We start from the raw sequence: 12497 nt of genomic DNA, 5'->3' as shown, positions 1-12497 counted from the left end.
TCCCTCAACCCTTTATCCATTTCTTGAGGGCGGGAAGGATGAGGGTGATCGGCGCCTGGCGCCGCACCTGGAACCGGGCCTGGAGCAGGGTGCCGCTGCCGAACCGTTCCTGGGGCCCCTGGCGGGTCGTCCACCCGAAGCCCGATGGGGTCGTGGGGTCCAGTTCCAGCTTCACCTCCACCAGGAAGGCGTCCCCCGCCCCCGCCAATTGGGCGGCCAACTGCCGGTTGTCCAGGAGGTTTTCCACGGCCTCCACATCCACGGGTCCGCCGGAAACCGCCGTCACCTGGCCCCGCATGGCACCGAACTCCTCCCGGCGGAACCCGGCCGGCTCCAGGTGCACGGCCATTCCGGGCCTCAGGCGGTGGCCCTCCCCGCGCACCAGGAGGTAGCCCACCAGGGGCCTGGAATCCAGTTCAAGCTTGAGGAGGGTGGAACCCGGCCGCACCTCCTCCCCCGGGGACCGGAGCACCTCCATCACCTTGCCGGCGAAGGGGGAGCGCACGATCCGCTCCATCCCGTCCCGCACCCGAAGCTGGTCCAGCCTGTCCTGGGCCCGGCGGAGGTCCTGCTCCATCTGGAACCGTTTCTCTGCGCCCTGCCCCGCGCTGGCCGCCCTCAGGATATCCAGGTCCCGCATCCGGCCGTCCGACGCCGCCAGCGCGGCCTTGGCCTCCTCGAGATCCCGCCCCCCGGGCGGTTCCGGGGCCCCGGGACCCCCCAGATTCCGCACCCGCTCCCGGGCGGCCGCAGCCGCCTCCTGGATCTGGCGTTCCTGTTCCCGGAAGGAGGCGCCCCGGGCCGCCGTTTCCCGGTCCAGGAGGCGGACCCTGTCGTCCCGCTGCGCCCGGAGCGTTCCCACCTCCCGTTCCAGAGCCACCAGCTCCTGGTCCACCTCCGGACGTCCCAGGGCGGCCAGGCTCTGGGCGATTTCCACGCGATCGCCCGGCTTGGCCAGCACCCGTTCCAGGATCCCGGCGGAGAGGGACCGGATGGGGAAATAGCCCCCTTCCCGGGTGAGGATCCCGGATCCGGAAACCTCGTCGGCCAGACTCCCGAAGATGCACCAGGCCAGGGCGCCCAGCAGGGCCGCGGCCAGGGCCAGGAGGGCGATCCAGGCCCGCAGGTTCACCACCTCCATGAGGGTGTCCAGGCGTTCTGGGCTCGATAGGCGATCCAGGGCTGATCGGCGAAACAGGGTAGAGGACATGGGGATCCCGGGGGACGGGTAGATAATAAATTTACAATACAAGTCGTCAATAGGCAGACCCTGCCTCCGGCCTCCGCACCCCCTTTCATCAGGCTATTCAACGAATCAGAACCTTCCCCGTGGCCAAAAGAAGGGTTGACAAAACAATTTAGAATTTATATTTTCCTCAAGCCCAAGGAGAGCCCATGAATGATAAGACCAAAGACCTGCTGGCCGCCCTCATCCACAAGGCCGACCAGGACCCGGTCTTCCGCACCACCCTTTTGGCCGATCCCAGGAAGGTCCTCGAGGATATGACCGGCAAGCCCATCCCCGAGGGGATCTCCGTGGAAGTGCACGAGGCCTCCCCGGTCCACGTCCATATCGTTCTTCCATCCAGGCAGGGGGAAGAGGGAGCCCTTTCCGAAAGCGAACTGGAGGTGATGGGCGCGGCGGTCACCTGGACCTTCGCCGATTGCCGCCACCACTAGACGCACGCTAGAGAAACGTTCCCCGGCGCCGACGTTTTCCGTTTCTTGCCTGTCCAACCCCAAAGCGTCACCCCGTGCGCCGGAAGGATGGGGTTGGCGGGTCGATTGAATCAACCCCAGGAGAGCCCATGATAGACAATACGCACCCCCTGCTGGCCAGCATCGTCCAAAAGGCCGGCCAGGACCCGGACTTCCGCTCACGGCTTTTGGCCGATCCCAGGAAGGTCCTCGAGGAAATGACCGGCAAGCCCATCCCCGAGGGGATCTCCGTGGAAGTGCACGAGGCCTCCCCGGTCCTCGTCCATATCGTTCTTCCACCCAGGCAGGTGGAAGAGGGAGCCCTTTCCGAAAAGGAACTGCAGGCGCTGTCCGCGGGAGACACGTGGACCGTATTCTGCAAATGACCGTTCGGCGAGAGATGCGCCCCACGGCCGGCCCTTTCCGCCTGGAGCCGCCGTCGGCGGCCGATTCGCCGCCGGACCCGGATTGGCTTCTCCGCTGGTGCCAGGCCGCCTGCAGGGGCGACGGGAAGGCCTTTGCCCGGCGCTTGGCCTGGGACGGCCTGGACCCGGCCTCGGCTTCACGGCGTGCGGAACCCTCCGAACCGGGGGCCGGGGCCCCGGAACGGGAGGAGGATCCCGCCTGGCGGGCACTTCTCGCCGGGGCGGGCTCCCTGCCCCCTCCATCCTTCCTGGACCGGGAGGACCCCGTACCCTTCGAGGAGGTCCTCCTCCCCATCGTCCTGGCGGCGGGCCTGCGCCTGCGGGCCCTGCCGTCCCTGGCGGAACTTGACTGCCAGGGCGACCCCATGGCCGACCTGGAGCGGGCCCTCCTGGTCCAGGTGAGCGCCCTCGCCTCCCGTGTCCTCCTTCGGGAAATGCGCGCGGCCTTCCGGCCAAGCCAGGGCCGGTACCAGGCCTGGGTCGAAGCGTTGAGGCGGGAGGGGCGCCTGGAGGCCCTGTTCGGGGACTACCCCATCCTGGCGCGCATGATGGCCGCCACATGCTCCCACTGGGAGGCCCAGTGCGAAGCGCTCATCCGCCACCTGGTGGAGGATGGCCCGCACCTGCGGGAGCGCTTCGGCGAAGGGGGCGCCGTGGCCGGCTTCCGGGGGAACCTGGGCGACCTCCACCGGGGAGGCCGCTGCCCGGTGGAGGTCCGGTTCGCCAACGGGCTGCGGCTGATCCACAAGCCCCGGAACCTGGACCTGGATGCGGCCTGGTTCCACCTCCTCGCCTGGGTGAACCGCCGGAATCCCCCCTTGCCCTTCGCGGTCCTCGATGTGAGCTGCCACCCCGACCATGGCTGGATGGGGTTCGCCCAGGCCGCCGCCCCCCCCGGAGGGGAGGGCGAGGATCGTCTGTTCCGCCGCTATGGCATGCTCCTGGCCCTTTTCCGCGTACTGGGCGGAATGGACGCCCACATGGAGAACGTCATCGTCTGCGGGGAACACCCCATCCTGGTGGACCTGGAGGTGCTGCTCTCCCCCCGGCTTCGCCCCATCGCGGGCGGGGAGCCGCCGCCCCACGACCACCCGGCCTTCTCCACGGGCCTCCTCCCGCGCTGGGACGAGTCCCAATCCCACCCCTTGGACGTCTCCGCCCTGGGTTCCTTCGAGGCCCAGCGGCATCCCGCCTGGTGCTGGGTGGAAACCAACACCGACCGCATGGACCGGGTCCTTCGGCCGGATTCCGTCCCGCCCGGACCCAGCACGGCCATGCATGGCGGGGTTCCCCTCTCCCCCGAGCCCTTCCTGGAGGAAATCCTGGCCGGGCACCGGGCCATGTACGCGTTCCTGCGTTCCCATGCCCGTGCTCTGGTTCGACCGGACGGCCCCTTGGACCGGTTCCGGAACCGCAGGGTCCGGGTGCTCCTCCGGAACACCCGCGTGTACCAGAAACTGCTGGTGGGGACCCGCCTTCCGGACGTCATCCGGGACGGCCGGAGCGTCCGGCTCAGGCTGGAGCTTCTCTGCCAGGCCTTCCATCGGCAAGCCGCCCGACCCCCCTTGTGGCCCGTGGTGGCCAAGGAACAGGAGGCCCTCCTGGGCGGCGACATCCCCCTGTTCCAGGGGAACACGGACGGCCTGGACCTGCTGGACGCCGAGGGGGGCTCCCTGGTGGCCCGCGCCTTCCCCCGAACCCCGCTCCAGGACGTCCGGAGGCGGCTCGGGGAGCTGGGGCCCCGGGATGAGGCCCTCCAGGAAACCCTGATCCGCGCCTCCTTCTTCTGCCGCAGGGATGGCCGCCCGGGCCAGGAATCCGATCCCTTGCCCGACCCGCCGGAGGGCCCTGGAAACCTGGACGAAGCGGCCTGGCTGGAGGAAGCCCACCGGATCGCCGCCCGGCTGCGGGCCCAGGAATGCGCTCCCCGCGGGGCCCGCCTTCGCTGGGTGACCCTGCGCTCCCTCCCCGTTCCGGGCCGCCTGCAGGTGGATTTCGCGGGCCCCGATCTGTTCCAGGGTTTGGGCGGCGTGGCCCTGGCATTCGCGGCCCTCGCCCGCACCACGGGCGATGCGGGTTCCAGGGCCATGGCTGAAGCGATTCTCCGGGACCTGGCGGCCCTCATTCCCCATCAGCGTGGGGGCTCATGGGCGGCCTTGCCGTCCCATGGCTTGGTGGGGTGGGCGGGGCTCCTGTATGCGTTCAGCCAGGCGGCATTCCTCCTGGAGGATGCCCACTGGCTGGGGCCGGCCCGCCGCCTTCTGCCCGCCCTGGATGGGGGGGCGCAGGCGCCGCCTCCCCTGGATGTGGTGGATGGATTGGCGGGATCCATTCCCGCCCTCCTGGCCCTCCACGGCCTGACCGGGTGGAGCGAGGCGTTGGAGCGCGCCGCGGGGCTGGCCCAGGGCGCCGTGGCCCTCCTGGGTGGCGCTCGCCGGAGCGGGTTTCCGCCGGGCTTCTCCCGGGGGGGATCCGGCATGGCCGCCGCCCTCGCCCGCGCCTACGCCTCCACCGGCGAATCGGCCTTCCTCCGAGCAGCCGAACTGGTACTCCAGGATGAGGACCTGTCCCTGGACGCAGGGGCCCCCGGGGGGTCCGCGGGCACCCCCTTGCCGGGCTGGGCCGACGGCGCGCCGGGAATCGGTCTGGGAAGACTGGGTGTGCGCGGGGCGGAGGCCGGGGTGGGGCGCGCCATGGCCGCCACCCTCGCCCTGGGCACCCGCGGGCCGGATACCCTGGCCGTCGGCGCCCTGGGCCGGGCCGATATCCTTCTCCAGGCCGGCCACGTCCTGGGCCGCCCCGAATGGGTCCAGGCCGCCCAGGCCCTGGGCTCCGGGGTGGTCACGGCCGCGCGGCTCAGGGGCCGGTACCGGCTGCCTTGGCACACCTCGGGCGTCGCCCTCCCGGGGCTCTTCAATGGCCAGGCCGGCCTGTGCTATGGGGCCCTCCGCTTGGCCCGGCCGGACCTGGTGCCCTGCTGGGCGGCGCTGGCCCCGGCAGGACCCGCTTCCGGAGGACGACGTGCGGAGCCTTGACCACCGCTTCTCGGCCATCCGGGCCCGTCTGGACGGAGCCCTGGCCTCAACCGCCTGTCTGGACACCATTGCCCAACGGGCCCGGGAGCTGCCGGATCACTGGATCAACCAGTTCGGCTTCGAATGCAGGCTCGGCGACCCGGATCCGGCCCTGGATTTCGCGGTGGCCCTGATGCGCCGGGAAGGGGTGGAGGCCCTGGCGGCCCTGGGTTCGAACCATCCGGGGCCGGAAGCGGAGGCCCTGCGGCGGCTGGCCGAAGCCTGGGCCGATCCCCGCTCCCTCCTGGGGGCCGGGGTTCCCGTGGTCTGGCTGGAATTCGACCTGGCGAAGAGCCTGGGCCCCACCGGCGTTCCCAGCCTCTTCCTGGGGCTGGGCTCCCGGGACACAGAGCTGGAAACGGGGCTCGAGGGGCTCCTGGCCCTGCGCGGCGCCCCCCTGTGCCCAGCGGTTTCGGCTTCCCTTTCCGCCTGTTTCGCACGCCTGCCTCCGGGGACCCGGGTGCCCTTCCTGGGCCTGTTGCTCTCCCGGCCCGACGCCGCGATCCGGGTGTGCGTTAACCGGTTGCCCCTGGATGGGGTGCTGCCCTACCTCAAGGCCCTCGGCTGGCCCGGGGACTCCGGCCGGTTGCGCACGCTCCTGGACCTGGCCCTGGGGCCCTTCGACCAGGTCCTCCTGGCCTTCGACCTGGATGCCAAGGGCTCCTTGGGCGAGCGGATCGGAATCGAGTGCTATGCGGCGCGGACCGGCTGGCTGTCCACCCGAGCCTTCTGGTCCCGCACCCTGGATCGCCTCACGGACCAGGGTCTCTGCCTTCCCGCCAAGCGGGACGGGGTGATGGCCTACGGGGGCTTCACCCGCATGGACGCCGCCGGGGCCGGCCTCCTCCCGGGGCGCGGGCCGTTGCTGGCCCTCATGGGCACCGTCAACCACCTCAAGCTTGTCCTCGAACCCACCGGGAGGGTGGAGGCCAAGGCCTACCTGTGCGTCCATGACTGTGCTCCCGCTCCGCCGGACGAATGGGGCCCGGAGCCCTGACCACCGCCTTCCGTCTGGAGGGCCCTGCGCTCATCCACGGAAAAGGGCCCCTCGCGGGGCCCTTTTCACGGCTGAACCTGATCGAGCTTACTTCTTCTCGGCAGGGGCGGCTTCCTTCTTCTCGGTCTTCTCGGCCTTCTTGGCAGCCTTCTTGGCCTTCTTCTCGGCCTTGGGGGCATCCTTCTTGGCCTCGTCCTTCTTCTCTTCGGTCAGGGCCTTCTTGGCCTCTTCCTTCTTGGCCTCGGCCTTCTCAGCCTTCTTGGCAGCCTTCTTGGCCTTCTTCTCGGCCTTGGGCTCAGCCTTCTTGGCCTCGTCCTTCTTCTCTTCGGTCAGGGCCTTCTTGGCCTCTTCCTTCTTGGGCTCGGCCTTCTCGGCCTTCTTGGCAGCCTTCTTGGCCTTCTTCTCGGCCTTGGGCTCGGCCTTCTTGGCCTCGTCCTTCTTCTCTTCGGTCAGGGCCTTCTTGGCCTCTTCCTTCTTGGGCTCGGCCTTCTTGGCCTCCTTCTTGGGCTCGGCCTTCTTGGCCTCGGCCTTCTTGGGCTCGGCCTTCTTCTCTTCGGTCAGGGCCTTCTTGGCCTCTTCCTTCTTGGGCTCGGCCTTCTTGACGTCCTTCTTGGCGTCCTTCTTGACTTCGACCTTCTTCACTTCCTCTTTCTTGACGTCCTTCTTGGCTTCCTCGGCGAACGCGGGGCTGATGAGGGCGGCCGCGACGAGCAGTGCTGCGAGCTTGTTCATGGGATCTCCAGGATGGAACCGGCACGGCCGGATGATGCGGACAAGAAAGCATGAACCGGGCCAAATACTAATTGCTTGAATCAAAGATGTTATAAAAACAGCACCGGTTCCGGCCCCGTTGGATTCTGCAACGCGTTGCAATTTCCCTCAGAGTCCTTCCTCCGGCCCCTCCGCCAGGCCCAGGTCCTTGAGCTTGCGGTAGAGGGTCGTGCGGTCCTTGCCCAGGATGTCGGCGATGCGGCTCTTGCGGTGCTCGTGCTTGAGCAGCACCTGGATGTAGCGCCGCTCCAGTTCCTCCAGGGTGGGCAGGTGGTCCCAGTCCTGGATGAGCTCCAGGAGGGGGGTCGGGGCCAGGGGAAGGGTGGTCCCCTTGGTCCTCAGTTCGTCGCGGATCTTTTCCGGGAAATCGTCGGGGGTGATTTCCCGGCCCCGGCTCAGCTGGGTGAGGTGCTCGATGATATTGCCCATCTCCCGGACGTTGCCGGGCCAGCTGTAGCCCTCCAGCTGCTTGCGGGCATCGGCCCGCAGCCGGTAGATCTGGCTGTCCTTGCGGCTGCATTCCGCCAGGAAGTGATCCATGAGCGCCGGGATGTCCGACACCACCTGGCCGGTGCGCGCGTCCCGGGAGAAGCGCTCGCGCACGGGAGGCACCCGGATCTCCACCACGCAGAGCCGGTAGTACAGATCCTCCCGGAACTTGCCGGCCTTGACCATGGCCGCCAGGTCCCGGTTGCTGGCGGCGATGACCCGCACGTCCACCTTGACCGTCTTGTTGCCGCCCACCTTGCGCACCTCGTGCTCCTGCAGCACCCGCAGGAGGCGCACCTGGAAGCCCAGGGAGGTCTCCCCGATCTCGTCCAGGAAGATGGTGCCCCCCGAGGCCTCCTCGAAGAGCCCCTTCTTGTCCGCCACGGCCCCGGTGAAGGCCCCCTTCACGTGGCCGAAGAGCTCGGACTCCAGCAGCCCCTCGGTGAGGGCGCCGCAGTTGATGGCCACGAAGGGGCAGGCCTTGCGGTCGCTGCTCAGGTGGATGTTCTGGGCCACCAGTTCCTTGCCGGTGCCGCTCTCGCCGATGATCAACACGGTCGTTCGACTGTTCTGCAGGGAGGCGATGGTGCGGTACACCTCCATCATCTTCGGGCTGGAGCCGATCATGACGCTCTGGTGCAGGTCGTCGCCCAGGGCCGGGTCCTTGGGGCCCCCCCCGGAACCCTTCATGACCAGGGCCCGCTTCACCAGGGATTTCAGGTCATCGTTGTTCCAGGGCTTGGAAATGAAGTCGAAGGCCCCTTCCCGCACCGCCTCCAGGGCCTTCTCCAGGGTCCCGAACCCGGTGAGGAGGATGGTCTCCACCCCCAGGGGCTTGGCGGCCTTGAGCAGATCCAGGCCGTCCAGGCTGGCCTCCAGGTTGATGTCCGAGAGCATCAGGTCGAATCCGCCCCCCCGCAGGTGGCGCAGGGCGTCCTCGGGCCGGGTGGCCTTGACCACGGCCACCTCCAGGCCCAGCCCCTCGCCCAGGAGCAGTTCCAGGAGGTCGCAGGTTTCCTGGGAATCATCCACAACCAGCACGCGAGCCATCGTTTTTTCCACCCTTGTCCTTAGAAGTTTCAACAATTCTTCCTGGAATCCTGGGGAATGCGGGGGTATTTTGGGGTGCAAACCTTCCAGGAGAACCTTATGAGATTACGCCTTGTTCTGGCCCTGGCCGCAACCCTGGTGTGCGGAGCCCTCGCCGCCGCCGATCTCACCATCACCTTCAATTCGGTGGCCAAGGGGATGATGGGCGCCGGGGGGACCTCCACGGAGATCCACTACTACAGCAGCGAATTCAACATGGTGCGCAACGAGAAGGACCGCCGGGACACCCTGGTGGACTTCAAGAACGGCATCTCCTACACCATCGACCACAAGAAGAAGACCATCTCCAAGATGAGCTTCGACGACGCCCTGGCGGCCCTGGAGTCCCTCAACGCGGCCCAGCCCGAAGGGATGGGGCAGATGTTCGGCGCGATGTTCGGGGACCCCAACGATTTCAAGGTGGACAAGGTGGGACCCGAGACGGTGGCGGGGCGGTCCTGCACCGCCTGGAACATCCGCGTGGGCAAGCTCGCCATGTCCCTCTCCGCCGACCCCACGCTGAAACAGCCCATCCCCGACACCACCTACATGAAGATGGTGCAGGCCCGCGCCGCCCAGTTCGCCAAGGCCGGCCCCATGGGCGCGAGCTTCAAGCGCCTCTACGAGGAGATGGCCAAGATCAAGGGCATTCCCCTCAAGACCCACATGACCGGCATGATGGGGATGGACGTGGCCACCGAAGCCACGAAGATCGAGCAGGGCCCCGTTCCCGCCGCCACCTTCACCCTCCCCGCGGGCTACAAGATCGAGGATGCCGGGAAGAAGATGCGCGAGGAGATGATGAAGAAAAAGTAGACCCGGCCGGTACAATGGAGGCATGACGAATCCGAACCCCTCCTTCGACGACGGACTGGACCGGCTGGAGGCCCTGGTGCAGCGGCTGGAGGCCGGCAACCTGGGCCTGGAGGATGCCCTCCGGGAATTCGAGGAGGGGGTCGGCCTGAGCCGGACCCTCCAGCAGCAATTGGCCGCGGCCCAGCGCCGGGTGGAGGTGCTCAAGCAGGGCCTGGGCGGCGAGTACCGGGCCGAGCCCCTGGAAGGGGACCAGGCTTGACGCTCCCGGCACCCCAGCAGGTCAGGGCCGACCTCGACCGCCTCCTTCCCCTCTTCGAGTCCCGGTACCTCCAGCCCTTCCAGCAGGGCGAGGCCGCCAATCTGGCCCTGGCCATGACCTACAGCCTCCAGGCGGGGGGCAAGCGCATCCGGCCGGTGCTGTGCATGCTGGCCGCCGAATCCCTGGGCGCCCCGGTGGAGGCCGCCCTGTCCTGCGCGGTGGCGCTGGAATACATCCACACCTATTCCCTCATCCACGACGACCTGCCGGCCATGGACGACGATGACCTCCGCCGGGGCAAGCCCACCTGCCACGTGGCGTTCGGCGAAGGTCCGGCCATTCTGGCGGGCGATGGCCTCCTCACCGAGGCCTTCACGGTGCTGGCCTCGGACCCGGCCCTGCCCCCTTCGCGGCGGGTGGACGCCATCCGGGTGCTGGGGGAGGCCGCCGGCTGGCGGGGAATGGTGGGCGGCCAGGCCCTGGACCTGGAGGGCGAGGCCCGCACCCGGGGGGCCGATCCGGTGAGCCTGGCCGAACTGCAGGTGATCCACCGGTTGAAGACCGGGGCCCTGCTCCGGGCCTCCCTGGAACTGGGCGCCATCGCGGGCGCGGCCGGCGCGGAGGACCGCGCGGCCCTGAGGGAGGCCGGGGAAGCGCTGGGACTGGCCTTCCAGATCCAGGACGATATCCTCGACGCCACGTCCACCCAGGAGGCCATGGGGAAGCGGGTTGGCAAAGACGAGGGCAAGGGTAAAATCACCTACCCCCTGCTGCTCGGGCTCGCTGGAGCCCGCAATGCCCTGCGGGAGGCCACAGAGCGTGCCCAATGTCAGTTACGATCGCTTCCGAATCCCCATTCCCTGATGGCCTTGGCCACGTACTTGGCGGGGCGCAGCGCGTGAGCCGCCACCCCCTCCTCGATTCCGTCACGGCGCCCCAGCAGGTCCAGCACTTCTCCCTGATCCAGATGGAACAGCTGGCCGCGGAGCTGAGGCAGTTCCTCATCGATTCCATCAGCGTCACCGGGGGCCACTTCAGCTCGAACCTGGGCACCGTGGAACTCACCGTGGCGCTCATGCACCATTTCGACTTCCTCGTGGACCGCATCGTGTGGGACGTGGGCCACCAGGCCTATCCCTACAAGATCCTCACGGGCCGCAAGGACCGGTTCCCGACCCTGCGCAAGCACGGGGGGCTGTCGGGGTTCCTCAAGCGCGAGGAGAGCGTCTACGACCACTTCGGCGCCGGCCACGCCAGCACCTCCATCTCCGCGGCCCTGGGCATGGCCGAGGCCCGGGACCTGCTGGGCCAGGACTTCTCCAGCATCGCCGTCATCGGGGACGGCTCCATGACCGCGGGCATGGCCTTCGAGGCCCTCAACCAGGCCGGGTTCCTGGAGACCCGGAAGTTCATGGTCATCCTCAACGACAACGACATGAGCATCAATCCCAACGTGGGGTCGCTCCAGGGATACCTGAACCAGATCATCAACGGGCAGTACTACAACCGCTGGCGGGACCGCATCGAATTCGCCATCAAGGCCATCCCCGTCGCCAGCGTAAGCCGGCGCCTGGCCAAGGTCGCCAAGTGGAGCGAGGAATCCTTCAAGCGCATCGCGGTGCCGGGGCTGCTCTTCGAGGACCTGGGCATGAAGTACATCGGCCCGGTCAACGGCCACGACGTGGCGGCCCTGCTGCGGGGCCTGGGCGAGGCCAAGGAGCGCATGGCGGAAGGGCCCGTGCTGCTCCACGTGCAGACCAAGAAGGGCTTCGGCTACGAGCCCGCCGTGAAGGATCCGCTGAAATGGCACGGGGTCACCGCCTTCGACGCCGAGGCCGGCGAGATCCGCAAGGCCCCCGCGGACCCCGCCAAGCCGGCCCTCCCCTCGTACACGAGCGTGTTCGGCAACACCCTCACGGACCTGGCCCGCAAGGATCCCAAGATCGTCGCCGTCACCGCCGCCATGCTGGACGGCACGGGCCTGAACATCTTCCAGAAGGCCCACCCCAAGCGCTGCTTCGACGTGGGCATCGCCGAGCAGCACGCCGTCACCTTCGGCGCGGGCCTGGCCTGCCAGGGGCTCCGGCCCGTGGTGGCCATCTACTCCACCTTCCTGCAGCGGGGCTTCGACCAGGTGCTCCACGACGTGTGCCTCCAGAACCTGCCCGTGACCTTCGCCATGGACCGGGGCGGCATCGTGGGCGCCGACGGCCCCACCCACCACGGCCTCTACGACCTGTCCTTCCTGCGGTGCATGCCCAACATCGTCATCATGGCCCCCAAGGACGAGAACGAGCTCCGGCAGATGCTCTTCACCGCCATCTACAGCAACCGCCCCGCGGCCCTGCGCTACCCGAGGGGCAACGCCCTGGGCGTGCCCCTGCAGGACCCCGTGGCGGCCCTGCCCATCGGCAAGGGCGAGCTCCTCCGGGAGGGCACCGACCTCCTCCTGGTGGCCCTGGGCACCATGGTGGCCCCCGCCGAGGCCCTGGCCCAGCGTCTCGGGGAGGACGGCATCTCCTGCGCCGTCATCAACGCCCGCTTCGTCAAGCCCCTGGACCAGGACCTCATCGCCCACTGGAGCCGCGGGGTCCGCGGCATCGTCGCCCTGGAGGAGGGCTGCGCCCCCGGAGGCTTCACCTCCGCCGTGGCCGAACTCCTGGCCGACCAGGGCATCCAGCGCCCCCTCCTGCGCTGCGCCGTGCCCGACCACATCGTCCACCACGGGGACCAGGCGCTGCTCCTGGACGAGGAGGGGCTGAGCCCCCGGGCGCTGCGGGAGCGGATCCTGGAATTCCAACGCCAGCTGCCGGGGTAGGCTCCTGGACCTCGTCCTCGATCCACCCCAGATATCACGCCCAAAACAAAAGATAGCCATT

11 protein-coding genes are annotated in these 12497 nt (G+C 68.6%); 8 read left to right on the top strand and 3 right to left on the bottom strand.

Going from position 1 to position 12497, the window contains the following annotated elements; all coding sequences use genetic code 11:
* Positions 1-4: 4 nt before the first annotated feature.
* The gene (locus tag R2J76_RS00710; RefSeq protein ID WP_316413860.1) at positions 5-1141 is read right to left on the bottom strand and encodes a hypothetical protein; all 1137 of its coding nucleotides are present in this window, start codon (positions 1139-1141) and stop codon (positions 5-7) included.
* Between the two features lie 254 nt (positions 1142-1395).
* On the opposite strand from R2J76_RS00710, the gene R2J76_RS00705 reads away from it, so the two are divergent.
* The 4 genes from R2J76_RS00705 to R2J76_RS00690 all read left to right on the top strand — a co-directional run bounded on the left by R2J76_RS00705 (position 1396) and on the right by R2J76_RS00690 (position 6194).
* On the top strand, positions 1396-1680 hold the full coding sequence (locus tag R2J76_RS00705) for an NHLP leader peptide family RiPP precursor (protein WP_316413859.1): 285 nt from the start codon (positions 1396-1398) through the stop codon (positions 1678-1680).
* 128 nt (positions 1681-1808) lie between these two features.
* Positions 1809-2084, top strand: a complete 276-nt coding sequence (locus R2J76_RS00700; RefSeq protein WP_316413858.1) for an NHLP leader peptide family RiPP precursor — start codon at positions 1809-1811, stop codon at positions 2082-2084.
* Positions 2081-5158 carry a type 2 lanthipeptide synthetase LanM gene (gene lanM / locus R2J76_RS00695; RefSeq protein WP_316413857.1) on the top strand — a complete coding sequence of 1026 codons (3078 nt, stop codon included), beginning with the start codon at positions 2081-2083 and terminating at the stop codon, positions 5156-5158. Before R2J76_RS00700 ends, lanM begins: the two co-directional genes overlap by 4 nt.
* The gene (locus tag R2J76_RS00690; protein WP_316413856.1) at positions 5145-6194 is read left to right on the top strand and encodes a hypothetical protein; all 1050 of its coding nucleotides are present in this window, start codon (positions 5145-5147) and stop codon (positions 6192-6194) included. Before lanM ends, R2J76_RS00690 begins: the two co-directional genes overlap by 14 nt.
* Positions 6195-6281: 87 nt before the next feature.
* Here R2J76_RS00690 and R2J76_RS00685 read toward each other — a convergent pair whose 3' ends face one another.
* Complete coding sequence (locus R2J76_RS00685) at positions 6282-6926, bottom strand: hypothetical protein (RefSeq protein ID WP_316413855.1); 645 nt, start codon at positions 6924-6926, stop codon at positions 6282-6284.
* A gap of 147 nt (positions 6927-7073) precedes the next feature.
* Positions 7074-8504 (bottom strand): sigma-54-dependent transcriptional regulator, encoded by a 1431-nt coding sequence (locus tag R2J76_RS00680; protein ID WP_316413854.1) that lies wholly within the window; start codon positions 8502-8504, stop codon positions 7074-7076.
* Positions 8505-8603: 99 nt separating this feature from the next.
* Here R2J76_RS00680 and R2J76_RS00675 point away from each other — a divergent pair, with 99 nt between their 5' ends.
* From R2J76_RS00675 to dxs, 4 genes are read left to right on the top strand one after another with little or no spacing between them, the layout of a single operon-like run.
* The gene (locus R2J76_RS00675; protein WP_316413853.1) at positions 8604-9359 is read left to right on the top strand and encodes a DUF4412 domain-containing protein; all 756 of its coding nucleotides are present in this window, start codon (positions 8604-8606) and stop codon (positions 9357-9359) included.
* 22 nt (positions 9360-9381) lie between these two features.
* Positions 9382-9618 (top strand): exodeoxyribonuclease VII small subunit, encoded by a 237-nt coding sequence (gene xseB, locus R2J76_RS00670; protein WP_316413852.1) that lies wholly within the window; start codon positions 9382-9384, stop codon positions 9616-9618.
* Entirely contained in the window at positions 9615-10520 is a 906-nt protein-coding gene (locus R2J76_RS00665) for a polyprenyl synthetase family protein (RefSeq protein WP_316413851.1), read from the top strand. Before xseB ends, R2J76_RS00665 begins: the two co-directional genes overlap by 4 nt.
* Positions 10517-12436: a 1-deoxy-D-xylulose-5-phosphate synthase gene (gene dxs, locus R2J76_RS00660; protein WP_316413850.1), complete on the top strand. Its 1920-nt coding sequence runs from the start codon at positions 10517-10519 to the stop codon at positions 12434-12436. Before R2J76_RS00665 ends, dxs begins: the two co-directional genes overlap by 4 nt.
* The last annotated feature ends 61 nt before the right edge of the window (positions 12437-12497 follow it).

The sequence above is a fragment of the Mesoterricola silvestris genome (assembly GCF_030295405.1).
Taxonomy (GTDB): Bacteria; Acidobacteriota; Holophagae; order Holophagales; family Holophagaceae; genus Mesoterricola; species Mesoterricola silvestris.
Note: the sequence above shows the minus strand (reverse complement) of the source record. Positions and strands in the feature narration are given on the sequence as shown.